The following is a 22677-nucleotide window of genomic DNA, read 5'->3' on the forward strand; positions in this document are numbered from 1 at the left end:
GCGCGGTGCTGCAAATACTCTAACGGCTCAGCCGCATCACTGCTGTTGCGGCATGCCTGGCAGGCTCTGGGGCATGCCACTGGCGCCGGCCATGAGCTGGCCGATGAAATTCTGGTCCTTGCCGGCGGTCGGCGTCGTGCGCGAGATGAAATCGAACACCTTGCCGTCCTTCTTGCCGTAGTTGGCGATGTTGGCGACCCGGCCATCCTCGCCGAAATAGACGGCAAGCACGCGCTGGTCGACGATGCGCGGGTTCAAGAAGGCGACCGGACGCTTGCGGGTCTGCGAGATGTAGTAGAACACCTCGTTGTCGAACGTCGCGGTGGTCGACGGGCTGCCCAGCGCCAGGATGACCTGCTCACGGCTCGAGCCGACGGGAACTTGATCGATCTGCTGCTGGTCGATGACGTAACCCTGCGTCAGCGTTTCGCTCGGATTAAGCCCAAGCGATTTCGTGGTGGGGGAATTGCAGCCGCTGAGCACGGCGACCACTCCCAGCAGTGAAATGGCGATTGCGGAATTCGACAACGATCCCGTCTTGAATTTTGGCGAGCCCAACAACAACTCCATAATTCCCCTGTCCCCGGCCCGGCTTGCACGAGGCCGCAAAACCGGTAAACCAGCTTGCGCGCCGATGCAACAAGGCCGCAAATGAAACGGGTCCCCAGGAGACCGCCTCATGTTCCAACGCCTGTTCGGCCGTCAGCGTCGAGCCAACCGGACGATTACCGACGCGCTGTACGGTGAAATCGTGGCAGCGGCGCGGCAGCCGGCTTTTTATTCCGACTGGAATGTGCCCGATACGCCGCTCGGCCGCTTCGAAATGCTGTCCGTGCACGTCTTCCTGTTCCTGCACCGCATGCGCAACGAAACCGGCGCGGCGCGCGAGGTCGCCCAGGTTCTCACCGACGAGTTCTTTGCCGACGTGGAATTGTCGCTGCGCGAACTCGGTATCGGCGATCTCGGCGTGCCGAAGCGCATGAAGAAGCTGGCAAAAATGTTCTACGGCCGCACGATGGCCTATGCCGAGGCGCTGGACCGCGGCGACCGGCCGGCTCTGGCGGCAGCCCTTGCCCGCAACATACGGCCCGACAGTGGCGAATGGCCGGAAGCCGACGCGCTTGCGGGTTATGTGATGGAGGCCGACCGCCATCTGGCGGGGCAGGGGATCGAAGGGATTCTCGGCGGAACCATTCGCTATCCCCAGCAGACACCCGAACAGGAAGGAGGACATCCATCATGAAACACAACCCGGAAAGCCCGGTCTCCTTCCTCGCCAACGTCGCGCGGCTGCCCAACAAGGGTTTGCCCGTGGTGATCGAGGCCGATGCCGGGCAACGCGCGAGGCTGGCGCAATTGCACGGGCTTGCCTCGGTGGAACGCTACCGCGCCGAGCTGCTGGTCACCTCGTGGAAGCGCAACGGGGTCAAGGTCAGCGGCAACGTCGAGGCCGATATCGTCCAGGAATGCATCATCACCCTGGAACCGGTCGAGAGCCGCATTTTCGAGGAGGTGTCGGCGCTCTACCTGCCCGAGGATTCCAAGCTCGGCCGTGAAGGCTTCCATGCCGGCGGAGAAATCCTGCTCGCCGCCGATGGGCCGGACAGTCCGGAGACGTTTACCGGCGACACGATCGACGTTGGCGCGCTGGCGGAAGAGTTTTTCGAACTGGCGATCGATCCTTACCCGCGCAAGCAGGGGGCAGATCTGGGGCAGGCCGAGGATGAGGCCGAGGATGTGCCTGATTCGCCCTTCGCGCGCCTGTCGGCACTGAAAAAGCCCTCCTGAGGTGACTATCGCTGTTCGGCGGCGATGCGCATGCCGAGCCCGATGAGGAGCACGCCTGTAACGCCTTCGACGGCGCGCCTGATTGCCGGCCTGCGCAGGAAATCGCCGGCTTTGGCGATCACCGCGGCGTAGAAGGCCAGCCAGGCGAACGTCATCGCGGCGAAAACCACGCCGAGAAGCAGCAACGCGGAAAAGCTCGCCTGGCCGGGCGGTAGGAATTGCGGCAGCAGGCTGGCGAAGAACACGGCCATTTTCGGATTGCCGAGATCGCTGATCAGCCCCTGGCGGAAGGCGACGGGCGGCCGCAGCCGGAAGGACGGCTGAACGAGGCCATTGCCGACCGCGGCAGCCTGCGATGGCGCCATTGCTTCGCGCAGCGCCTGGATGCCGAGATAGACGAGATAGAGGGCGCCGGCATATTTGACGGCGAGGAACAGCGGTTCGGAAGCGACGAGAATCGCGACCATTCCCGCACTCGTCGCGACAGCCCAGACCGTTTGGCCGGCCGCGATTCCGAGCGCGGTGAACACGCCGCCGGCACGGCCGCCGAGCAGCGTGTTGCGGATGGTGATCGCCGTATCCGGTCCCGGGGTCACGATGACGACGATCGAGACCCCGAGAAATGCCAGGAACAAACTGCCCATTCCGATGCTCTTGCGTTTGGGAACTTGTGAAAAAACATGCTACCCGGACGGCAAGCGCTGGGGAAGTGCGACACAAAACTCCTGAATTCCGCTGCTGCGGCGCGAAATCGATGTTGTGCCGGGACGCAAAACCGCTATTTTCGCCAAGCTTTTCGAAACCTCGCTTCACCCCGAGAACCTGTGAGATGATCGCCGCGTGATACGTATCTCCATTGACGCCATGGGCGGTGATCACGGCCCCAAAGTGATCCTGCCGGCCCTCGTGAAGGTGATCGAGCGCCGCCCTGACGTAAGGTTCCTGATCTACGGCCGCGACGACGCGGTGCGCCCGGTTCTCGACCAGCTGCCCAGGCTTGCCGGCGTCAGCGAGTTCGTCCACTGCGAGGTGGCGGTGCGCATGGACGACAAGCCGAGCCAGGCGTTGCGCCACGGGCGCTGGAAATCCTCGATGTGGAAGGCGGTAGAGGCGGTCAAGAACGGCCATGCCGACGTCTGCATTTCCGCCGGCAACACCGGCGCGCTGATGGCCATGTCAAAATTCTGCTTGCGCACCATGGCCTCGATCGACCGGCCGGCGATCGCCGCCCTGTGGCCGACGGTGCGCGGCGAAAGCGTGGTGCTCGATGTCGGCGCGACGATTGGCGCGGATGCCCACCAGCTGATCGATTTCGCAATCCTGGGCGCTGCGATGGCGCGCGCCCTGCTTGCGCTCGACCGCCCGACTGTCGGACTGCTCAATGTCGGTGTCGAGGAGATCAAGGGCCAGGAAGAGGTCAAGGAAGCCGGGCTGCTGCTGCGCGAGGCCAACCTCAAGTCCATGGATTATCGCGGCTTCGTCGAAGGCGACGACCTCGGCAAGGGCACTGTCGACGTGGTGGTGACGGAAGGCTTCGCCGGCAATATCGCGCTGAAAACGGCGGAGGGCACGGCAAAGCAGATCGGCGAATATCTGCGCGCCGCCATGAGCCGCACGCTGATGGCGCGCATCGGCTATCTGTTCGCCAAGAGCGCCTTCGACCGCCTGCGCGAGAAGATGGACGTCCGCAAGGTCAATGGCGGCGTCTTCCTCGGCCTCAACGGCATCGTGGTGAAGAGCCATGGCGGCACCGACGACGAAGGTTTCGCCGCCGCCATCGAACTCGGCTACGATATGGTGCGAAATCGCCTGATCGAGAAGATCAAGAGCGATCTCGATACGTTTCACGCACGCCAGCCGCAGTTGCAGGCGGAAATACCCGCAGCAGCCGGCGACGGCGACGAGTAGGAATTATGATGATCAGATCAGTCGTGCGCGGCATCGGCTCGGCGCTGCCCCGGCGCATCATGAAGAACACCGATTTCGAGGGCATGGTCGAAACCTCCGACGAGTGGATCGCCCAGCGCACCGGCATCCGCCAGCGCCACATTGCAGCCGACGACGAGACGACCGCCTCGCTGGGCGAGGCGGCGGCGCGCGAAGCGCTCGACAATGCCGGGCTGACGCCGGACGACATCGACCTGATCGTGCTTGCCACCTCGACGCCGAACAACACATTTCCCGCGACCGCGGTTGAGATCCAGCAGCGCCTTGGCATGCGCCACGGCTTCGCCTTCGACATGCAGGCGGTGTGCTCGGGTTTCGTCTACGCGGTCACCACGGCCGACCTCTACATTCGCGGCGGTCTTGCGAGGCGGGTGCTTATCATCGGCTCGGAAACCTTTTCGCGCATTCTCGACTGGAACGACCGCTCCACCTGCGTGCTGTTCGGCGACGGCGCCGGCGCGCTGGTGGTGGAAGCGCAGGAAGGCGCTGGCACGATTGCCGACCAAGGCGTCCTGGCCGCCAGCCTGCGCTCCGACGGAACCCATAGGGAAAAGCTCTATGTCGACGGCGGGCCGTCGACGACCGGCACCGTCGGCCACCTGCGTATGGAAGGCCGCGAGGTGTTCAAGCATGCGGTCGGCATGATTACCGACGTCATCGAGGCGACGTTTTCTGAGGCCGGCATCACCGCGGAGGATCTCGACTGGTTCGTGCCGCACCAGGCCAACAAGCGCATCATCGATGCTTCGGCAAAGAAACTTGGCATCGCCGACGCAAAAGTGGTGATCACGGTGGACAGGCATGGCAACACGTCGGCCGCCTCGGTGCCGCTGGCTCTCGCGGTAGCGGTCAAGGACGGCCGCATCAGGAAGGGCGATCTGGTACTTTTGGAGGCAATGGGGGGCGGATTCACCTGGGGGGCGGTGCTGCTGCGCTGGTAAAGCTTTATTCCGGTCTTCCGGCCCGACAGTCCTTGACCTTGCCAAACCAATTTTCTAACGTTGTCGCTTGTTTCGATTGTGTTTTTAAGGATGGCTGGACGGTCGCATGGGGGCAAAGACACTTACGCGCGCCGATCTCGCCGAAGCGGTTTACCGCAAAGTCGGCCTATCCCGCACCGAATCCGCTGAACTGGTCGAAACGGTTCTCGATGAAATCTGCGAAGCGATCGTGCGCGGCGAGACAGTGAAACTGTCTTCCTTTGCCACTTTCCATGTGCGCGGCAAGAACGAACGCGTCGGGCGCAACCCCAAGACCGGCGAGGAAGTGCCGATCCTGCCGCGCCGCGTGATGACCTTCAAGGCCTCTAACGTCTTGAAAAACCGCATTCTTCGGTCACATCAGTCGAACAAGGTCAAATCCGGGAAATAAGCGCCGGTTGCCGTAGCGTCATTTTCAGCGGTTGATAACCCGGCGAAACTGACGCCGGGCTTGAATATTGTCGTTCAAACCGCTGAAATGGTGACGAATCGGTCAAGCCAGCGGGTGATTTCCATGGACAAGAGCCCCGACGCATTCCGTACCATCAGCGAGGTCGCCGAAGACCTCGACCTTCCCCAGCATGTGCTGCGCTTCTGGGAGACCCGTTTCAACCAGATCAAGCCGATGAAGCGTGGCGGCGGACGGCGCTACTACCGGCCGCAGGATGTCGAACTGATCAAGGGCATCCGCCATATGCTCTACGACCAGGGCTATACGATCAAGGGCGTGCAGAAGCTGCTGCGCGACAACGGCAACCATTTCCTGGTGGCGATCGGCGCCGGCGATGTGACGGCGATCGAGGCGATCACGCAGCGCAAGCAGGCCGAAGCCGCCCCGCCGCCTGCCGCCGCGGGGGCGCCGCGCGGGCCCGACGACGAAATGCTGGTCGGCGAAGCGAAAGCCAAGCCAAACCGCCGCTTCTTCGGCCTCGGCAAGGCCGATGACGAAGGCCCGGTGCCGCCGGGATCGGGAAAGCTGTCGCGCGACAACCGGGCGCTGCTGCAGGAGGCGCTGTTCGACCTGCTCGAATGCAAGCGCCTGCTCGATCAGGTACGGTAGGGCCTCAACCGGCTAGAGCATCAGACCGAAAAGCGCGAAGCGGCTTTCGGAAAGATCCTATGCGTAAACAAGCCGATTGGGTAATTTCCTGGTGCGACAAGCCCGATGCAGTCAGGCCGTTGATCATCGAGGCGAAATCGACTTGGACGCGCGCAGTCATCAGACTGGCGAGAATAAGCGCCGTTCACCGAATCGAGTAAGACGGCGGCGATCTCGTTCGACTTTTGTGAACGGTTGCTACAGTTTTTGCACGGAACGAAACTCTTTGGTCTCCAAGGAGTTCATACATTTGTCAGGCTAACGATTGAAATGACCCTGGCGATGAGTTTGATCCGCAACCTGTCCTATGAGCACCAGCAGCTGGTGCAGGCAATGCTGCCGCAGTTGCTGATTGCGCTGGTCAACAGGCTGGGCGGCACCGTCGACATGCCCGCCAAAGAACTCGACGCCACCGGCGGGTTCAATCTCGCCATGCAGGTTTTCGAGGACGAGAAGTCATTCAGATTCGAAGTGGTTAAAAAGGCAGGGTTGGCTGGCGATGGCGATCGATGATCCGCCAGCCCGCCGCCGCGCCGGATCGTTGATCTGACGCGCGACGGCGGAACGGCCAGAGCCGCCAGTGCCAAAACCGCCAAAGCCGCAAGTGCCCTTACGAAAGCACGGCCGCTCGGTGTATGGCAAGATAGCCGCCTGCCGTTTGCAGGCGGCCAATCTGGTGAGATTTCCCGGAATTTTTGGTCGGAGCGGCGGGATTCGAACCCACGACCCCTTGACCCCCAGTCAAGTGCGCTACCGGGCTGCGCTACGCTCCGAACCGGAAAGAGCCCTATATTCTCAAGGTTTGCGGCGCAAGGGCTAAAATCTTTCGCAGGCGACAAAACGGAACAAATTGGAAGGTGGCGTCAACCCACCACATAGGCGGTGCCGCGGCCGGCATGTTCCCGGTGACTTACCGCAAGCCTGCCTTGCGAAGGCCTTCTACAAAAACCTCCAGGTCTTCCGGAAATTTATTGGGCGGAACCTTTCGCCAATGCTCCACGGTGAAATTCGGGTGCACTTCCATCACCGCACGAGCGTGCCTCTCGGCTTCATCCGATTGACCGAGTAGGGCGTGGCTTGCCGCGAGCAGCCGGTGCCCTTCCGAGTTGTCGCGCATCCTGCGAAGCGTCTGGATTGTCTTTTCATATTCGCCGAGGTGGAAATACGCATCTCCCAGATACCAGAGATAAGAATCCGGGTGATAAGGATTGAGCCTGATCGCCCGCTCAAGCAGCGTCACCGCGCGCTCGGCTTGACGAACGTAGACAAGGCAATCGCCCATCTCCGCCAGGAGGTCGGCGTCATTCGGGTTGAGCTGCAATGCGCGCTCATAGGCCGCAAGCGCCTCGTCGTGCTCCTTCTTGTAGAGATGAGCAAGGCCCATTTCCGAATACCCTCGCGCGTCGAGGTCGTCATACTTGACAGCAAGCTGGGCGAGATTGAGCGCCTCGTTCAGCGCAGCGTCCGGGTCAGTGGTCCAGTTGTAGCGCCATTCGAAATTGAATGTGCGCGAGATTGCGGCGTAGCTGCGCCCGTAGCGCGGGTCGAGCAGGCGAGCCTCCTCGAAAAGCCGCCTTGCGTGCGAGTTGCTCTCCGGCCTGAAGCGGAAGCTCAGGTCTTGGCCACGCAGGATGAGGCCGTAGGCATGGAGATTGGGATGGTTCTGCGCCGAAAGGCGGCGGTTCTCGGCCATGTCGATGTGAACCGCAAGCCGCGCGGCCGTGGTGGCGGTGACATCGTCCTGGAAAGCGAAAATATCCGCGATGGAGCCCTCATAACGTTCCGACCAGATCGTATTTTCCGTGTCGGTCTCGTTCAGGTCGAAAGAAAACCGGATCTCGTTGCCGACGCGGCGGAACCTGCCGGACAAGAGATAGCGGACCCCGAGTTGCTGCCCGATCTCGCGCAGCGACTTGAGATGAGCGGAAACGAGAAAAGACGAGTGCCGCGCAATAACCATCAGACTGCGGAAGCGGCACAGGTTTGAAATGAGATCGGCCACGACACCCTGGCACAGATGCGCATCGGCCGGATCGCCTGAAACGTTTCTTAGCGGCAGCACCGCAAGCGAACTGTCCGGCACCAGGCGCTGTGTCACCCGCGACAGCGACATGAGGGGCATCGGCTCGGCGCGCGCCGCGGCCGCGTCGAGTTCGACAGCGTAGACTTCGACCTGCTCCTCGATATTCTTCAACTTCTGCTTGCCGAGCGACCGCAAGGAGAGTTCAGGGTTGCTCCTCACAAGCTGGTAGACCGTATCGGTTATGCAAATTCCGCCGGGAGTTGCGAGCGCCTGGATGCGGGCCGCCATGTTGACATTGTGCCCGTAGACGCCGTCGTCGCCGGCGATGGTGTCGCCGATGGTGATGCCGATACGGTAGGCAAAGGGTTCCTGTCCGCTGGACCAGGCGGATTCGTTGGAGAGTTCCAGCTGCATTTCCATGGCGAAATGCAGCGCCTGGCTCGCGCTCGGAAAAATCGCGACGAGTCCGTCACCGGCGGTATTCACGACAGCGCCGCCGTAGTCGCCCACCAGATTGCGTATGAGGGCCAGCGAGCGCGTAAGGCGCACCACCGTTCCGGCCTCGTCGTGGTCCATCAGGCGCGTATAGCCATGAACGTCGGCATAGAGAATCGCCGACAGTTTGTGATTAAGCCGTTCCTGGCGGGTGCCTGGCATCGTCTGGTTTCAACCTTTCTCTAAAGCGCCCAATGTCGTGCAGAACAAGGTCAACATATCATGTGACAGTATTGCACTGCACGCAAAGAAATCCCATCATGCTTATGTGAAGTTCACCACACGACATAATTGTAAATTATCTATACTTGCCAAATGGTGCAGCATCCGGAATTCGACGTAAGGCGCGCAAGGCGCAATGAATTCGCCTTCGCGGAAAAGATTTATATCAACTCGATGCGCCCACTCATGACCGAACTCGGATCATGGAACGAAGTGGAGCGCAGCGCTGCGCTTCGCCGGTCCTTCAAGGCCGACGATGTGAACATCATCTCCCTCAACGGGACGGACATTGGCTGGATGCAGGTGAGTGAGCGCGATACGGACTACAATCTGGCGCAGATCCACCTGATCGAGGAATATTGCGGGCAAGGAATTGGAACGCGGCTAATCACCGAACTCCTCGAGCGCGCACGGAGCGAGGGAAGAACGGTATCGCTCGCCGTCGTTCGTACGAACAGGGCGATCGGGCTCTATGAGCGGCTCGGCTTCCGCGTCATCGATCCCGACGCCACGCCGATCTTCGACATGGTGTGGGAACCGGATTCATAGACCTCCCGGGGCTTCGATCAGTCGCTGTTCCCGCCACCGCGGGCGTTTGCGCCGCGCGCGTTGGCACCGCGGGCGTTTGCGCCGCGCGCATTCGCACCGCGGGCGTTTGCGCCGCGCGCGTTAGCACCGCGTGCATCGAAGCCGCCTGGCCCGTCGAGCATGGCATCGAGCAGCACCTGTTCGAACATGCCGGTCTCGACATCCATGCGGATGGTATAGTCGGCCTTTTCGTAGGACCAGACCATGATGTCGTCTGAAAACTGGAAATCCGCCTGCCCCAGTCCGGTCAATGAGGGGCTACCGGGAGCGCGTGCAATCCTCGGCGCACCCGAAGCATTTATCCTGAGTTCGCTTGCGGGGAGACCTTCTCCGTGCACTAAGAAGAGCATCGGGCGTGGCAGATCATAATAGAAGCCTTCAAAGCTGAAACCGTAAATACGGGCAAAACAAGGGAATTGTGCCGATTGAAGCTGTTCCTCAAGTTGGCTAACCAGTCCTATCCTATCTGCCGAAAACGGACCATGCCGATCATCTTGGTTTGATTGTTCTGCAACTGTTCCCGAAGGACTCAATGTGAAATATTTTCCCGAATTTTTTTTGCCAAGCTGCACATGAATTAAAACTTTTTTTGTAAGTGGGACCGGAGTCCAAACGCCATCTTTTATCTTATAAAGTCCATTTTTATGTGGATCACCAGCTGGTTGGTTTTTCAATAATATTATTGTTTTTCCCCTGGTTGGAATTTTAATATTGTCCAACTCTGTTGGCAGCGGGTTGGCAAAATCGACCGCAGCAGCCGAGGCGAGATGCACCATCCTGCGTACAAGGGGGGGAAGGTCTTTTGGTTCGACAATTTGAAGATCCTCAACCTTGCGTCCGAAAAGCAAAACATTTGACGGGCTAAGCAGTGTTTCAGTCATCGATGCGTCCCCTCTGAAAGGCGGAATGGCTAACAGTCGTCATTCACGCTAATTCTCCTATTTTCTATCATTTTAAGTTTCTCTATCTTTACATTAGATGAGCTTCACTCTCAATCGCGAATGAAAATTGTCGATTGTTAAAAAGAAATCTCATACCCGACGTCGCGACATCTCAAGCCGCTCCCTATAACTCGACCGTCGACGACAGCAGTTGCTCTGCCTTTCCGGCATGAACACGCGCGGCAACTCAAAGTGGCTCTTCCGGTCGCGAGGCGCGAGTTGCGGGCCGACGCGCGCCGCCCCAATAGCGCGGCGGCGCAGGTTGACGTCGATGATGCGACTGTAACGGCCGCCGGTGAGCATTTGATCGACAGCAAAGAGCGTTCGACCGACATCGTCGTAGCCGAGATAATCCGGCGAAAGACGGCGCCAGGTTTCCGCCAGATAAATCCCGACGGTATCGCGCGCCGAGACAAGGGCCTCGCGAAATCCGTCCGGAGCGGCGGCATATGTCTCATCGAAAATCGGCTGCACTATCTGATGGTAGTCGGGCTGATCCTCCATCCGGTCTGAAAGATCCTCGGCGTCGGCGCTGAACAGTCCGCGCTCCACCAGTTCTTCGTGAAAGATGTCGACGAGCATGTCGAAGATCGCGCCGGTCAGCGGCTGCGCCAGATCATGTTCGTCGCGCCACCCGCCGACGAAGTCGAGAAGCGAAAGCGGATTTGCGGCGAGCCGAATCTGGTCGTTGCCCGTCAGTTCGGCGATGCGGTTGACGAGGTTCAGCGTGTAGAGATTGCCGTGCGTGGCGGCCAGCAACTCATCGATCACGGAATCGAAGTGCAACGCTGCAATCAGCGCCGTCAGATCGGCAGCGGATTCATGAAATCCGTAATATTCGGCGTATGTAGTCTCCGGGTTGGGAACGCCCACCACTGCATAGACAATGCAATGGCCGACTTCATGCGCGATGATGTCGAAATTCAAGCTGAAGGGATGGACGGCCCCGTTGGACGCGCGATGAATTCCTACCTCCAGGAAGCCGTATCCCATGAAGGCATTCTCTACGAGATTGCGCTGCAGAACCAACTCGAGTTGGTCGAAGTCGCGGGCGAAGTGCCATTCGATTGGATGGCCGAAATAGCCCTCCCAGACATCGAGCGTTCTCCGTACGACACCGAAAAGGTGCGCTGCCTCAAATTCCGGACTTTCAACCTCGATGCCATCGAAATGGCCGTCGGCATCGGGGAGGGCCGGCGGAAAGGCCGGGCCGGGCCAAGGCGGCAGGACATAGGCGGCATTGCCGAACCGATCCTCGGAAAGGCCATAGGCTGCCCGCTTGCCGATCGGATCGACGACATACATGCGATCGTCGGCAGGGCCGGGGCCTACAGAGCCAGCGGGCGATGACACCCATACCGTCTCCGGCTCCCGAAATGGTTTCAGAAACGGCGGCTGGGCAAACAGCCGGAACCGCGTTCCCGCCTCACGCCCGGTTCCGTTTCCCCTCTCTGGCATTTCTGTCTCCGCAAGACGGAGTGAAAGCAGCAACTGGCGGCCAAGTCATCAAACGCCGCCCACAGATATACATACTAAAGCTTTTTGTCAGTCGCCGCCAGCGAGTATTTCTTTGGAGCGAATACTGCGAAATACATATTCCACGGCGAGCAGCGCGTAGAACCGGTCGAGGTTGGCAAGCCCGATCGATGCGGCGTAGTTGCCGAGATCGTCCGGCGTTGAAACTCCGAGCCGTTTGCCGAAATACCAGGAGACGAGCAGCGGCGAGGGGATCTTGTTTGCCGGTTCCAGATGCAGCCTCGCTTTCCTCCGCGCGCGCTCCCGCAATGCCACATAGGCGTCGTCTTCCCGCAACTGGTCAAGAATGAGCGGGCGAAGTTCGGCGTCCCGCAACCGGGCGAGTTTCTCGACGTTTGCTCGGCCAGCCATCATCTGCTCGAAATGCTCGGCGCTGGTATCGTTTTCCGCCGCCCAATGAAGCACGTCGGTCTGACGAACGAGGCCGCGCGGCGAGCGAAACGCCATCATCTCGCGCGCTATCTCCCTGCGATCGGGAACAGCGCCTGTCGCGGCGACCTCGTTGCTGGCGAGCAGGCGCGACAGCGCCTCCTTTCTTGCCCGCGCATAAGCTCCATCAAGCCGCAATTCGTCGAGGATCGCCTCTTCGTCCTCGGCGTTGCCGACTTCTGGCGGTGCGTTTCGCCAAGGCGCGTTTGCCCATGTTTCGGTCCATTCGAAGGAGAAGGTCGGGGATTCCGCCTTTCCTCCCTCTGCCAGAAACGCTTGCACCGCGTCGAGCAGAAGCAGCGCATCGTCACGCTTTCGATCGACCTTGCCTTTCTTGAGCCATGCCGAAAAACGTTCATAAGAGTCCGCCGGCAGTCCATTTGCGGCGTCGGCTAGAACACTGGCCCAGCTTCGCTCCTGGTAAAATTGCGCCTTCGCCAACGCGAGGATCGTTTCAGCTGCAACCCCATCCAGAACATGCTCTGAAACGGCACGCTCGAGCGTTGCGCGAATATTGACCATCGGTTCGCTCAGGCGAAGATAGCCGGTTTCGGCAGGGCCGTGGACCAAAGCCACTTCGTCGTCGTCGGTCAATCGGCCGTCGCGATAGGCTTCGAAGATCGATCCAACGCCGCGCATCCCGAAGGTATGGAGTTCTGCTGCGCGAAGCGCGCCCATGCTCGAGGCACCGAACACTGCAACGCCGTTGGCCAGCGCCCAAAGTATTTCCTTGTGCCAAACGGCCGGCTGGCCGTCGAAATAGCCGTCGATCACGCCGATCACCCTCGGGGCCTCGCGGGCAGCCGCGTAGAGTTCGCCCTGACGGACGGGCGAGCGGAACTCGAAAGCCGCGTAGGCTGCGCGTTCCTCCATCTGTAGGGTCGGCCCGCAGAAAATGACTGCACTCATGTCGCCATCCCGAGCAGTCGGCGTGCCCGCTCACCGGGCACGTAAGCGTCATGATCGTCGGGTCCCTCGAGGCCCGGGATAACGACGCGCACCACCGATATGCCGAATCCGGACCTGCTCAGGTCGACCGACACCACTTCTCGTACGCCTACCGCCTTCAGGCGTTCGAGAAGCCACGCCAAGTCCGCGGCAAAGGAGTTCTGAGATCGGTCGGCGATGGCCCCGAAATCCCGGACCGGTGAGTGCTCGGCCAGCAGGCGCGCAGCGATCCGCCTTCTGCCCGCGCGATGCCGCTCGCCATATTCCTCCGGCAGAATGTCATCCCGTGTTCCCGAAATATAGGTCGTGCGCACCTGGACGGCCTCGGTCAGCGCCCTGAGCAGGGCGATCTCCGGCGCTGGATGCGTACCTGCTCCGATGCCGCTGTGGCTGGCGGAACTGCGCCGGTCTTCAATGAGGCAGAAGAACGAAGGAACACCGACGTCGGTCGTTGTCTCCCAGACGGCCACATCGAAATCCGCATGTTCGAGCTTGCGAAGGATCCCGCGGCAGGTTTCGTCCTTCACGCTCTCGAGGTTAACACCGGTCCCGGCGCGTGCGCTCGGTGCGATCCGGTTCCACAGCGCGGTCGCATCGCGTTCGACGATCTCGCAGATAGCGTGGCAACTGGCCTCGGCGGCGGTGTTGCCGGAGGCGAGACCGTTGCTGCTGCAATCGAAGCAACCACTGCCTGGAGGCAACGGAAGCGTGAAGTTTGTGCGGACAGACTCGAATGGCAGCCAGCGCGGCTCGTCGGAAAGGAGGTCGACACCTTCGATCCACAGCGTCACCAGGTTCCGGTCGAACCGGCCGCCGGCAACGCGCGGCAGGCGATCGATATCGACAAATCTATGCGAATGGGACAGCTCCGAATTGCTCCCGAGCTTCAAAGGCAATTCTATGTGCTCAGCGTGAAAGAGCTCGGCTGCTTCCATGAGGCCCGAAGCAATAGCGGCCTCCAGATCGATACCCTTGCCTTGCGAAACCGCAAGCGACCGAGCATTTGGGCGGCATACCATGACCACAGGGATGCCGATGCGATCGAGCCCGGTGACGTTGGCGACGCGCGTAATGCCCATGAGCGGCATCAGCTCGCGCACCCGCGCAACCGTTACGGATGGATGAACGGCGCGATGAGTGCCGACGAAATAGTTTTTCTCTCCTTGCCCATATTCGTCATGGAGCTGGTGCAAGTTGCGCAGTGTATCTTGTTGAAAAACCAATTTTGGTTCCATTTCGCCAAGTCTTCCTGCGCAAGGAAAGGGGAATTATCTTTAGGAAGCAACAGAATTCAGCGTGTTTCGAGCACTCGCCCACCTAAAGGCGGGACGCGCAGCCCAATCGTTCCCGGCACGATGTGCTCGAAAGAAGGAGCTTGAGCTGCTTACGCAAAGTCCACACGATGCCGGCGCTGGTAGCGATACTCCAGCGCGATCGCTCCCCAGATCAGGCCGAGAAGCAGGTAGAAATGCCGCCAATGGTCGGTATCGATGACGGTGCCGAGCGCGATGTGTCCGAGGAACACGACATAGGCGCAGAGCAGGTAGGGCTGCCACGGCCGATCGCGGAACAGGATGCGGAAGCCTGCGGCGACCGTCCAGCAGATCAGCATGAGATAGGAGACGAAACCGAGCCAGCCGTAGTCAAGCAGCGCTTTCAGCCAGATATCGTGCGTGTCTTCCTTGAAGATGCGGCCGAAGTTCAGCGGGCCTATGCCGAGCGGGTGTTCCATCGCCATCAGGAAGCCGATGCCGTAGCGGGCGAAACGGCCGAACTGGGCGCTGTCATAGTCCTGCGCCAGCCTGGCGCGGGCTGAAAAGAGTTCGGCGACCGCGGGAACCTGCAACGCGACCATGATGGTCATGGCGAGCAGCAGGACCGCGACGATGGTCATCACCGCTATGCGCAGCCGGAAGACGCCACTGGCGCTTTGCAGGAAAAGCCCGGCGACCAGCAGGATGGCCGATGCGCCGAACAATCCCCAGGCTCCGCGCGAGAACGACAGGAAGACACCGCCGACGATGATCAGCAGCGGGACCGCGTAAAGCGGCATCCTCGCCACGCTGCCGGTCAGCAGGCGGTGCAGCAGGTAGATGCCGGGCAGGGTGAGGAACGGGCCGAAGACGTTCGGGTCCTGGAAAGCGCCTGAGGCCCGCTCGAACTTGGTGAAGATGTCGGCGCCGGGAAAAGCCTGGAAATAGCCGAGAATGCCGAGCGCCGCCGTGACGATTGCGGCCGTCACCCAGGCGCCGAATATCAGCCGGTAGAGGCCGGGCTGCGCTTCGGTGACCGCCGCGAAGAAAATGGCGGTGAGGGCGAGGAAGAGCGAGACGGCGAGGTAGAGCGGCGTGTTGAACAACTCCGCCATCTGCGTCATCGAAATCATGCCGCCGATGTTGAAAGTGACGAGGAGCACGACCAGCGGGACGATGGGTTTCGAGATGCGCAGGCCAAACAGCGCCCAGACGCCGATCAGCGCGGCCATGTAGAGTTCGTAGGGCGCCGGCTCATTGATGACAAAGCCCGAAAGCAGGACGCCGAGCGACACCGCGGCGGCCGTGATCAGCGAAATCAGCTTGGCGTTGACCGCTTGCCGGGGCAGTTCATGGCTGATCGCGCTCAATAGGCGTTTTCCGTGTTGAGCAGCCGCACCGGCGTCAGGAACAGGATCTTCAGATCGAACCAGAGCGACCAGTTCTCGATGTAGTGGAGATCGTACTCCGTCCGCATCTTGATCTTCTCGTCATTGTCGATCTCGCCGCGCCAGCCATTGATCTGCGCCCAGCCGGTTACGCCCGGCTTGACGCGATGGCGGGCGAAGTATCCGTCGACAACCTCGTGATAGAGCTTGTTGTGCGACTGCGCAGTGATGGCGTGCGGGCGAGGGCCGACCAGCGACAGGCTGCCGAACAGCGCGTTGAAGAATTGCGGCAGTTCGTCGATCGACGTCTTGCGGATGAAACGGCCGACCCTGGTGACCCGCGGGTCGTTTTTGGTGACCGCCTTCCTGGCGGTCGGATCGGCCTGGTCGGCATACATCGAACGGAATTTGTAGACGTCGATGATCTCATTGTTGAAGCCGTGCCGCTTCTGCCGGAAGATCACCGGCCCCTTGCTGTCCAGCTTGATGGCGATCGCCGTGGCCAGCATGATCGGCGAGAACACGATGATGCCGAACACGGAAAAGACGATGTCGAAGGCCCGCTTGGCGACCGAATCCCAATCGTTGATCGGCCTGTCGAAGATGTCGAGCATCGGCACCGAGCCGATGAAGGAATAGGAGCGCGGCCGGAATCGCAACTGGTTCGAATGCGCCGACAGCCGAATATCGACGGGCAGGACCCAGAGTTTCTTCAACAGCGACAGAACGCGCGATTCGGCCGTCAGCGGCAGTGAAACGATCAGCATGTCGATGCGGGCGATGCGGGCGAACTCGATGAGTTCGGCGACATTGCCGAGCTTGGGATAACCAGCGACCACCGGGGGCGAGCGGCGGTTGTCGCGGTCGTCGAAGATGCCGCAGATTCGGATGTCGTTGTAGGGCTGCTTTTCGACCGAGCGGATCAGCGATTCCGCCGCCTGGCCGCCGCCGACGATGACCGCCCGGCGTTCCATCGTGCCGTTGCGGGCCCAACGCCTGATCATGCCGGACAATACCAGCCGCAGCCCGAACAGCAGCACGAAACCGCTTGCGAACCACAAGCCGAACCAGAAGCGGGAAAAATCCGACGATATTTTCAAGAAGAAGCCGGCAAGCGCCAGAAGCGCGAAGGTGCCCGACCAGACGAAAAGGATGCGCCCGAAATTGGCCCATGGCTGGAACAGCGCCTGCACCTGATAGCAGTCGGTGACGTCGAGCAGGATGACGGCGATCAGCGAGGCGCCGAATATGATCGTTGGATATTCCCAGGCAAGATGTGTCGAGAAACCGAGATAGAATGCGTAGAGCACCATGCCCGACAGGAAGAGAAGGCCGAACTCGACCAATCTGAGCACGCCGCTGACCATGACCGGGGACATGGTGTCGCGCCGGTACTGCGAAGCCACCTGACGGGCGACGTCGTTGAGCTCGGTCCGCGTATTCTTGCGATTGGCGCCGTCGTCGAATTTGCGGACGGCATCCTTCGAAAAGCGTTTCGAGGGGTCGTTTTCGTTCATATCCGGTCCCGCAGGCGTTGGCGGACGAATATCAAACATGGGCTAAGAAACCCTTGCAGGTCTAGTTTCATTTAGCGGTTGCGCCAGTTGGCCCGGATCAGACGGCTTTGCCGAGCGCCGAAAAGTAGATCTGTTCGATCTGGTGGGCCATCACGTCGGACCCAAAACGGAGCCTGAGGTCCGGCAGTTGCGGCATCAGCGCTGAATAGGCCGACATGTCCTGAAGGGCTGTCGCCATGAGGCTGGCCAATTCTGCTGGGACTGGAACCACGAGGCCCGGCGCACCGGCGCCAAAGATCTCTGGAATGCCGCCGACAGCGCTGGCGATCATCGGTTTTCCGGCGCCCAGCGCCTCGAGCACGATGTAGGGCATGGCTTCGGCGCGCGATGGCACGACGACGAGGCGGGCCAGCGCGAACGCCTGACGCGCCGGCATGGCCGGTTTGAATTGCACGCGGTCGGCAAGCCCGAGGCGGGCGACCTGCGCCTGATAGCGCGGCAGGTCGTCGCCGTCGCCGACCATGACGGCGCTGATCGGCCTGCCGAGCGTCTTTTCCGCCGCGGCCAGCGCGTCGATGAAGATGTCCGGTCCCTTCAGATCGCGCATCATGCCGATGTAAAGCAGATCGGCGGCGTCCGGCGCCGGCGCGACCGGCTCGAACTCGCTCTCCCGCAGGCCGTTGTAGACGAGGCTGTTGGGCGCATGGGGCCTGCCGATTTTGCGACGGAAGGCCCGCCGCTCGTACTCGGAAACGAAAAGCAGGTGGTCGGTGAAGTGTTCCATCAGGCGTTCAAGCCCGAAGAAGAATTTCCCCGTCATTGTCGTTTCGTCGTAGTGCAGGCTGCCGCCATGCGGCGAATAAAGGCGGGCGACGCGAGACCTTGAAACCCGCAACAATGAACCGAACACACGCGCGTAGACGCCACCCTTGGCGCCGTGCCCGTGTATAACGTCCGGCTGCAATTCCTTGATAAGCTTGTATGTTCTCCAGGCCGAGGCGATGTCGCCGGGGCCGATATGACGCTGCATCGGGGTGCGCCGCACGCCCAGCGCCAGCGTGCTCTCCAGGTCGTCGAAGAGCCGCTCCTCGAACTCGCCGCCGGTGGTCGAATCGCAGACGATGCCTACCACGTGACCCGCCGCGACCTGTGCCTCGGTCAGATCGCGCACATGGCGGAAGATTCCCCCCACGGGCGAGCGGAAGCAGTGCACGATGCGCAGCTTCGTCGTCACGGTCGGGTCGCCGGAGCATATGGATCAAAACAGTCGTTCGCGGACATAGATCGTGTCGCCGGGCAAGAGCGGATCGGACGTCAATACCCGGCCAGTCATGACCTTTCCGTTGATGTCTCGCGTAATATCGACATTTGCCTGGTTGGCGCGAGCCGAAAACCCGCCGGCAGCCGCAATGGCTTTCTGCACGGTCATGCCGGGAACGTAGGAATACTGGCCGGCCGCACCCACTTCGCCCATGACGAAGATTGGACGGTAACGGTCGACCTCGACGGAAACATCGGGGTCGCGCAGATAGCCCTGCCGCAGTTTGGCGGCGAGCTGGCCTTCGATTTCCTGGGCCGAGTGGCCGCGTGCGGCGATGGCGCCGACCAACGGGAAGGCGATGTAGCCGGACTGGTCGACGCTGTAGGTGTTGGTCAGGCCTTCCTGTTCGAACACGGTGACGCGGATGCGGTCGCCGGCGCCCAGCCGGTAGGGCTGATCGAGAACCTCATGAAACGCCGCCGGCGCCGGCCGGTAGCTGGAGCAGCCGGCCAGCACGACCACCGCCAGCATCGCGTGAACAAGGAAACGAAGGCATTTCATGGCCGGGCATTTACCTTTAAGCGTCGGCCGGACACCCACCGGCACACTTCGGATCGGCCCGTTATCATCCTGTTAGGGTTAATGGGTGGTAAAACTTCCGCTGGCAGACGGGCAATTGCCGCGACATCGACGGAAAACAGGGGCGGGTGGATAGCGCGGATTACATGCCGGCCGCCAGCCGCCGCGGCGGCCACTGGCATGCACCTTAACTCCTGAGTTACCATAGTTGTTTACGTTGCGGGCTTGGAAGTCCGGAGTCGGAATGCATGTCTGGCGTTCATAACAGTGCGAACGATGTCGACGTCGACCTCGGCAGGCTTTTCTCCAGCCTTGCCGCGAACTGGTTTCGCATCCTCGTCGTTTCGCTGGTGATTACCGGTCTGGCGCTGGTTTTCGCCTGGCTGGCGACGCCGCGCTATATGGGCGAGACACGGCTGCTGATCGAAACGCGTGAATCTGTCTTCACGCGGCCGGATACGAACAACACCAGCGACACCAGCCCCATCTTCGACGAGGAGGGGGTGACCAGCCAGGTGGAGGTGATCGGCTCGACCGACATCCTGAAGCGGGTGGCGCAGAAGCTCAATCTCGCCAGCCTGCCGGAGTTCGACGAGACGGCCGACATGTCGATGATCGGCCGGATCATGGTCATGGCCGGGCTGAAGTCCGATCCCAACGAAATCCCACCTGAGGAGCGCGTGCTTAAGGCGTTTCGCGAGAAGCTGACGGTCTACCGGGTGGAGAAGTCGCGCGTCATCGTGATCGGTTTTTCGTCGGAGGATCCGAAGCTCGCCGCCGAAGTTCCGAACGTGCTCGCCGACACTTATCTCGCCATGCAGCGCGACGCGAAATCGCAGTCGAATGCCGATGCGACGGACTGGCTGGAGCCGGAAATCGCCGATCTCAGGACAAGAGTGAAAGAGGCTGAATCGAAAGTCGCGGCCTTCCGCTCGAAATCCGACCTGCTGGTCGGCCAGAACAATTCGGTGCTCGCCACCCAGCAGCTCTCCGAACTGTCGACCGAACTGGCCCGCGTGCGCGCCAACCGTGCGGCGGCACAGGCTAATGCGGAAGGCGTGCGTGCGGCGCTGAGGAGTGGCACGTCGCTCGATACGCTGCCGGAAGTGCTGTCTTCCGGCCTCATCCAGCGCCTGCGCGAGCGCCAGGTGCAGCTGAAGGCCGACATTGCCGATCTGTCGACCACGCTGCTCGATGGGCATCCGCGCATCCGTGCGCTGCGTTCGCAGCTTGCTGACCTCGACGGCCAGATCCGCAACGAGACGGAGAAGGTGCTGAAGGGCCTGGAGACCGAGGCCAAGACATCGTCATTCCGCGAGAACGAGCTGGTGGCGAGCCTCAACACGCTGAAGGCGGAATCGGCACGCGCCGGGGAAGAGGAAGTCGAATTGCGGGCGCTGGAGCGCGAAGCGGCCGCACAGCGCGAGCTGCTCGAATCCTATCTGACACGCTACCGCGAGGCGACCTCGCGCAAGGAACGCAACTACCTGCCGGTCGATGCGCGCATCTTTTCGCGCGCGATCGTTCCGTCCGAGCCGTATTTCCCCAAAACAGTGCCGATCGTCGGTGCGGCGTTTGCCGCCTCGCTGCTGATCATGGCGATCGTGACGTTGCTGCAGGAATTGTTCAGCGGGCGCGCGATGCGGCCGGCTCCGGGTGCGCGGCCACAGCCAATCGAGCAGGTCTCGATGCCGGAGCCGCAGGCCGAGCCGGCCCCTGCCGCGCAACCCACGGAGGCGCGAAAGCCGGTTGCGCCGGCGCGCGCGCGGCCCCGGGTAGAGCGAAAGATTGCGAAACCGTCCAGCCTCGGAGAAATCACCGTCGAGATGGCAGCCGAGAAGCTGATTGCCGGAGGCGCGTCGCGCGCCATCTTCGTTTCGCCCGAGGGCGACGAGGCGGCGGCGGCGGCGGTGATGGTGGCCCGCGAGGTCTCCGATGCCGGCCTGCGCGTGCTGCTGCTCGACCTGACCTCGCACGGGGCGGCATCGCTGCCGATGCTGGAACGCGCATCTTACCCCGGCATTACCGACCTGCTCGCCTTGGAAGCGCAGTTCTCCGAGGTGATCCACGGCGATCTCTATTCGGATTGCCATGTCATTCCGCTGGGCACCGTCGACCCCGAACTCGCCATGCGGCATGCCGACCGTCTGCCGATCATCATGAATTCGCTGACGACTGCCTACGATGTGGTTGTTGTCGAATGCGGCCCGGCCGACGCCGAAGGCATCCGTCGCCTGGTGTCCGATGGCACCGAGATACTGGTCAGTGTGATCCAACCGGATGACAAGGCAATCGCCGAAACGGCGGCGGACCTGGCAGCGGGCGGCTACGACAAGCTGACGCTGGTGTCGCCGTCGGGCCACGTGCCTCCGGCGTCGCCGCAGCCGGACCGTTCGGCCGCTTAGCTGCGAACGCTAAATCGGTCAGAAAACGCCTCACACTTTCGGTCCGATGCTCTAATCGTCCTGGGTGTGAGCAGGAGCGCTACCGCGCCTGCGCAGCGCCTTGGCGATGCGCCAGACCGTTGGGCTCTTCTTTACCGCGGATTTCAAGCGGCTTGTCGCGCGCATGCTGGCGGCCATCAGGCGGCCTTTGACGGTCAGCGGCACGAAGACATCGAAATGGGTGGTCTCGATATCGCACCACAGGCGCTTGTAGGGCTCGTCGCCAACGCTGAAGTCGTAGATCGCGAAGCCTTTCTCACAGGCTTCGCGAATGTTGTCGAAGAACAGGAAATCGCCCGGGCTGGCATTGCCGAGGTCGCCCTTTGCAATCGAGCCGAATTCGCAGATCAGCCGATCCGCAGCGCGGCTGGAACCGGTGACGGCGCGCAACCTGCCGCCGATCTCGAGGCCATGTAGCAAGAAGGCAGGCTCCTCCTCGGCAAGGGCCTCGGCGAACAAGGCGCGAAAAAACGACCGGACCGAGGGTTCGCCGAACACATTGGTGATGCCCATCTCGCGGAAGCGGTCTTCCTTCATCACGAAGAACGCGTCGAGCATGGCGGTGGCTTCGGTCGGTGTCTTCGCTTCGATCCGCCGGAAACCGCCTGCGGCCTCGAACTTGCGCACTTGCGAGCGGTGCTTCTTGCGTTTGCGCTTGCCATTGGCGCGGTCGAGAAGTTCGTCGAAGCCGCCGGCGAGATCGACGCCCAGCGACAGGTTGGCGCTTGGCGAATGCGGCAGCGCAAGCAGCGGGTTTTCGCGGTCTTCCATCCGGTCGGCGAGACGTTCGAAAGCCAGCATGTCGACATCGGGCCTGGCAACTCTGATCGCCGCGACGATTGCGTCGAGGTCGCCCGGCGTGACGGATTGTGCTGTTTTTCGAGGCAAGGGCGGGAAATTGCCGTTGGCATGGCGGCCGCTCATGAAACGTGCGACCCGGCATGGCCCCGACCGCGTGACTTCAAGCGCGATGGCGAAGGCCGGGCCGTCCCCGGCGTCCAGCGCGGCCACAAGGAAATCCGGCCGGATGCTGGCAACCCACGCGTTGATCCAGGCGAAACTCTGCGCCGGGGAGACAACCGCATCGGCACAGGCCGCGCGATAGGCGTCGATGGCGTCTTCGGCGGCGAGGTGGACGGTGGCTTTCGGCGCGGCATCGGGCGTCCGCCCGCTGGCTGCTCCGGTCGCGGCTTCGGAGGACGCGTCAACCATACTTCAATCCTTCACGCGTAATCATCC

At 61.6% G+C, this 22677-nt stretch carries 21 protein-coding genes and 1 tRNA gene; 9 read left to right on the forward strand and 13 right to left on the reverse strand.

The window, feature by feature from the left end:
- Positions 1-36: 36 nt before the first annotated feature.
- Positions 37-558, reverse strand: a complete 522-nt coding sequence (locus F3H98_RS10335) for an outer membrane protein assembly factor BamE (protein ID WP_149760067.1) — start codon at positions 556-558, stop codon at positions 37-39.
- Between the two features lie 121 nt (positions 559-679).
- Here F3H98_RS10335 and F3H98_RS10340 point away from each other — a divergent pair, with 121 nt between their 5' ends.
- On the forward strand, positions 680-1243 hold the full coding sequence (locus F3H98_RS10340; RefSeq protein WP_149760068.1) for a ubiquinol-cytochrome C chaperone family protein: 564 nt from the start codon (positions 680-682) through the stop codon (positions 1241-1243).
- The gene (locus tag F3H98_RS10345) at positions 1240-1788 is read left to right on the forward strand and encodes a YceD family protein (protein ID WP_149760069.1); all 549 of its coding nucleotides are present in this window, start codon (positions 1240-1242) and stop codon (positions 1786-1788) included. The genes F3H98_RS10340 and F3H98_RS10345 overlap by 4 nt, the downstream gene beginning before the upstream one ends.
- A gap of 5 nt (positions 1789-1793) precedes the next feature.
- Here F3H98_RS10345 and F3H98_RS10350 read toward each other — a convergent pair whose 3' ends face one another.
- The gene (locus tag F3H98_RS10350) at positions 1794-2432 is read right to left on the reverse strand and encodes a LysE family translocator (protein WP_149760070.1); all 639 of its coding nucleotides are present in this window, start codon (positions 2430-2432) and stop codon (positions 1794-1796) included.
- A 196-nt stretch (positions 2433-2628) separates the two neighbouring features.
- Between F3H98_RS10350 and plsX the strand changes: the two genes are divergently transcribed.
- From plsX to F3H98_RS10375, 5 genes are all read left to right on the forward strand, one after another.
- Positions 2629-3696: a phosphate acyltransferase PlsX gene (gene plsX, locus F3H98_RS10355; protein WP_149760071.1), complete on the forward strand. Its 1068-nt coding sequence runs from the start codon at positions 2629-2631 to the stop codon at positions 3694-3696.
- 8 nt (positions 3697-3704) lie between these two features.
- Complete coding sequence (locus F3H98_RS10360) at positions 3705-4676, forward strand: beta-ketoacyl-ACP synthase III (protein ID WP_149760337.1); 972 nt, start codon at positions 3705-3707, stop codon at positions 4674-4676.
- A gap of 106 nt (positions 4677-4782) precedes the next feature.
- A complete protein-coding gene (locus F3H98_RS10365) occupies positions 4783-5106 on the forward strand; it encodes an integration host factor subunit alpha (RefSeq protein WP_149760072.1) in 324 nt (107 codons plus the stop codon).
- Between the two features lie 123 nt (positions 5107-5229).
- Positions 5230-5775 (forward strand): MerR family transcriptional regulator, encoded by a 546-nt coding sequence (locus F3H98_RS10370; protein WP_149760073.1) that lies wholly within the window; start codon positions 5230-5232, stop codon positions 5773-5775.
- A 309-nt stretch (positions 5776-6084) separates the two neighbouring features.
- Positions 6085-6327, forward strand: a complete 243-nt coding sequence (locus F3H98_RS10375) for a hypothetical protein (RefSeq protein WP_149760074.1) — start codon at positions 6085-6087, stop codon at positions 6325-6327.
- A gap of 183 nt (positions 6328-6510) precedes the next feature.
- Here the strand turns inward: F3H98_RS10375 and F3H98_RS10380 are convergent.
- Both F3H98_RS10380 and F3H98_RS10385 read right to left on the reverse strand, forming a co-directional pair.
- Positions 6511-6587, reverse strand: a tRNA-Pro gene (locus tag F3H98_RS10380).
- Between the two features lie 137 nt (positions 6588-6724).
- Positions 6725-8494 (reverse strand): adenylate/guanylate cyclase domain-containing protein, encoded by a 1770-nt coding sequence (locus F3H98_RS10385; RefSeq protein ID WP_149760075.1) that lies wholly within the window; start codon positions 8492-8494, stop codon positions 6725-6727.
- A 246-nt stretch (positions 8495-8740) separates the two neighbouring features.
- Between F3H98_RS10385 and F3H98_RS10390 the strand changes: the two genes are divergently transcribed.
- Positions 8741-9103: a GNAT family N-acetyltransferase gene (locus tag F3H98_RS10390; protein ID WP_188130389.1), complete on the forward strand. Its 363-nt coding sequence runs from the start codon at positions 8741-8743 to the stop codon at positions 9101-9103.
- A 17-nt stretch (positions 9104-9120) separates the two neighbouring features.
- Here the strand turns inward: F3H98_RS10390 and F3H98_RS31060 are convergent, their stop codons facing one another.
- The 8 genes from F3H98_RS31060 to F3H98_RS10430 all read right to left on the reverse strand — a co-directional run bounded on the left by F3H98_RS31060 (position 9121) and on the right by F3H98_RS10430 (position 18976).
- A complete protein-coding gene (locus F3H98_RS31060; protein WP_188130399.1) occupies positions 9121-10023 on the reverse strand; it encodes a pentapeptide repeat-containing protein in 903 nt (300 codons plus the stop codon).
- Positions 10024-10173: 150 nt separating this feature from the next.
- On the reverse strand, positions 10174-11541 hold the full coding sequence (locus F3H98_RS10400; protein ID WP_188130390.1) for a gluzincin family metallopeptidase: 1368 nt from the start codon (positions 11539-11541) through the stop codon (positions 10174-10176).
- Positions 11542-11628: 87 nt separating this feature from the next.
- Complete coding sequence (locus tag F3H98_RS10405) at positions 11629-12957, reverse strand: TfuA-like protein (protein ID WP_149760077.1); 1329 nt, start codon at positions 12955-12957, stop codon at positions 11629-11631.
- Entirely contained in the window at positions 12954-14231 is a 1278-nt protein-coding gene (locus F3H98_RS10410; protein WP_149760078.1) for a YcaO-like family protein, read from the reverse strand. The genes F3H98_RS10405 and F3H98_RS10410 overlap by 4 nt, the downstream gene beginning before the upstream one ends.
- A 149-nt stretch (positions 14232-14380) precedes the next feature.
- Positions 14381-15619 (reverse strand): O-antigen ligase family protein, encoded by a 1239-nt coding sequence (locus tag F3H98_RS10415; RefSeq protein WP_149760079.1) that lies wholly within the window; start codon positions 15617-15619, stop codon positions 14381-14383.
- Positions 15616-17154, reverse strand: a complete 1539-nt coding sequence (locus F3H98_RS10420) for an undecaprenyl-phosphate glucose phosphotransferase (RefSeq protein WP_149760080.1) — start codon at positions 17152-17154, stop codon at positions 15616-15618. Before F3H98_RS10420 ends, F3H98_RS10415 begins: the two co-directional genes overlap by 4 nt.
- A gap of 97 nt (positions 17155-17251) precedes the next feature.
- Positions 17252-18388 carry a glycosyltransferase gene (locus F3H98_RS10425; protein ID WP_149760081.1) on the reverse strand — a complete coding sequence of 379 codons (1137 nt, stop codon included), beginning with the start codon at positions 18386-18388 and terminating at the stop codon, positions 17252-17254.
- A gap of 24 nt (positions 18389-18412) precedes the next feature.
- A complete protein-coding gene (locus F3H98_RS10430; RefSeq protein WP_149760082.1) occupies positions 18413-18976 on the reverse strand; it encodes a polysaccharide biosynthesis/export family protein in 564 nt (187 codons plus the stop codon).
- 266 nt (positions 18977-19242) lie between these two features.
- Here F3H98_RS10430 and F3H98_RS10435 point away from each other — a divergent pair, with 266 nt between their 5' ends.
- Entirely contained in the window at positions 19243-21399 is a 2157-nt protein-coding gene (locus F3H98_RS10435; protein WP_149760083.1) for a GumC family protein, read from the forward strand.
- A gap of 51 nt (positions 21400-21450) precedes the next feature.
- Here the strand turns inward: F3H98_RS10435 and F3H98_RS10440 are convergent, their stop codons facing one another.
- Positions 21451-22650 (reverse strand): GNAT family N-acetyltransferase, encoded by a 1200-nt coding sequence (locus F3H98_RS10440; protein WP_149760084.1) that lies wholly within the window; start codon positions 22648-22650, stop codon positions 21451-21453.
- Between the last annotated feature and the right edge of the window lie 27 nt (positions 22651-22677).

The organism is Neomesorhizobium albiziae (genome assembly GCF_900114255.1).
GTDB classification, from domain to species: Bacteria; Pseudomonadota; Alphaproteobacteria; order Rhizobiales; family Rhizobiaceae; genus Neomesorhizobium; species Neomesorhizobium albiziae.

What these genes read in the sequence shown, in the direction of transcription:
- F3H98_RS10340 (WP_149760068.1), top strand. Translation starts at nt 680, where the DNA reads ATGTTCCAACGCCTGTTCGGCCGTCAGCGTCGAGCCAACCGGACGATT.
- F3H98_RS10350 (WP_149760070.1), bottom strand. Translation starts at nt 2,432, where the DNA reads ATGGGCAGTTTGTTCCTGGCATTTCTCGGGGTCTCGATCGTCGTCATC.
- F3H98_RS10365 (WP_149760072.1), top strand. Translation starts at nt 4,783, where the DNA reads ATGGGGGCAAAGACACTTACGCGCGCCGATCTCGCCGAAGCGGTTTAC.
- F3H98_RS10405 (WP_149760077.1), bottom strand. Translation starts at nt 12,957, where the DNA reads ATGAGTGCAGTCATTTTCTGCGGGCCGACCCTACAGATGGAGGAACGC.
- F3H98_RS10375 (WP_149760074.1), top strand. Translation starts at nt 6,085, where the DNA reads ATGACCCTGGCGATGAGTTTGATCCGCAACCTGTCCTATGAGCACCAG.
- F3H98_RS10440 (WP_149760084.1), bottom strand. Translation starts at nt 22,650, where the DNA reads ATGGTTGACGCGTCCTCCGAAGCCGCGACCGGAGCAGCCAGCGGGCGG.
- F3H98_RS10390 (WP_188130389.1), top strand. Translation starts at nt 8,741, where the DNA reads ATGACCGAACTCGGATCATGGAACGAAGTGGAGCGCAGCGCTGCGCTT.
- F3H98_RS10360 (WP_149760337.1), top strand. Translation starts at nt 3,705, where the DNA reads ATGATCAGATCAGTCGTGCGCGGCATCGGCTCGGCGCTGCCCCGGCGC.
- F3H98_RS10420 (WP_149760080.1), bottom strand. Translation starts at nt 17,154, where the DNA reads ATGAACGAAAACGACCCCTCGAAACGCTTTTCGAAGGATGCCGTCCGC.
- F3H98_RS10385 (WP_149760075.1), bottom strand. Translation starts at nt 8,494, where the DNA reads ATGCCAGGCACCCGCCAGGAACGGCTTAATCACAAACTGTCGGCGATT.
- F3H98_RS10370 (WP_149760073.1), top strand. Translation starts at nt 5,230, where the DNA reads ATGGACAAGAGCCCCGACGCATTCCGTACCATCAGCGAGGTCGCCGAA.
- F3H98_RS10400 (WP_188130390.1), bottom strand. Translation starts at nt 11,541, where the DNA reads ATGCCAGAGAGGGGAAACGGAACCGGGCGTGAGGCGGGAACGCGGTTC.
- F3H98_RS10410 (WP_149760078.1), bottom strand. Translation starts at nt 14,231, where the DNA reads ATGGAACCAAAATTGGTTTTTCAACAAGATACACTGCGCAACTTGCAC.
- F3H98_RS10435 (WP_149760083.1), top strand. Translation starts at nt 19,243, where the DNA reads ATGTCTGGCGTTCATAACAGTGCGAACGATGTCGACGTCGACCTCGGC.
- F3H98_RS31060 (WP_188130399.1), bottom strand. Translation starts at nt 10,023, where the DNA reads ATGACTGAAACACTGCTTAGCCCGTCAAATGTTTTGCTTTTCGGACGC.
- F3H98_RS10345 (WP_149760069.1), top strand. Translation starts at nt 1,240, where the DNA reads ATGAAACACAACCCGGAAAGCCCGGTCTCCTTCCTCGCCAACGTCGCG.
- F3H98_RS10430 (WP_149760082.1), bottom strand. Translation starts at nt 18,976, where the DNA reads ATGAAATGCCTTCGTTTCCTTGTTCACGCGATGCTGGCGGTGGTCGTG.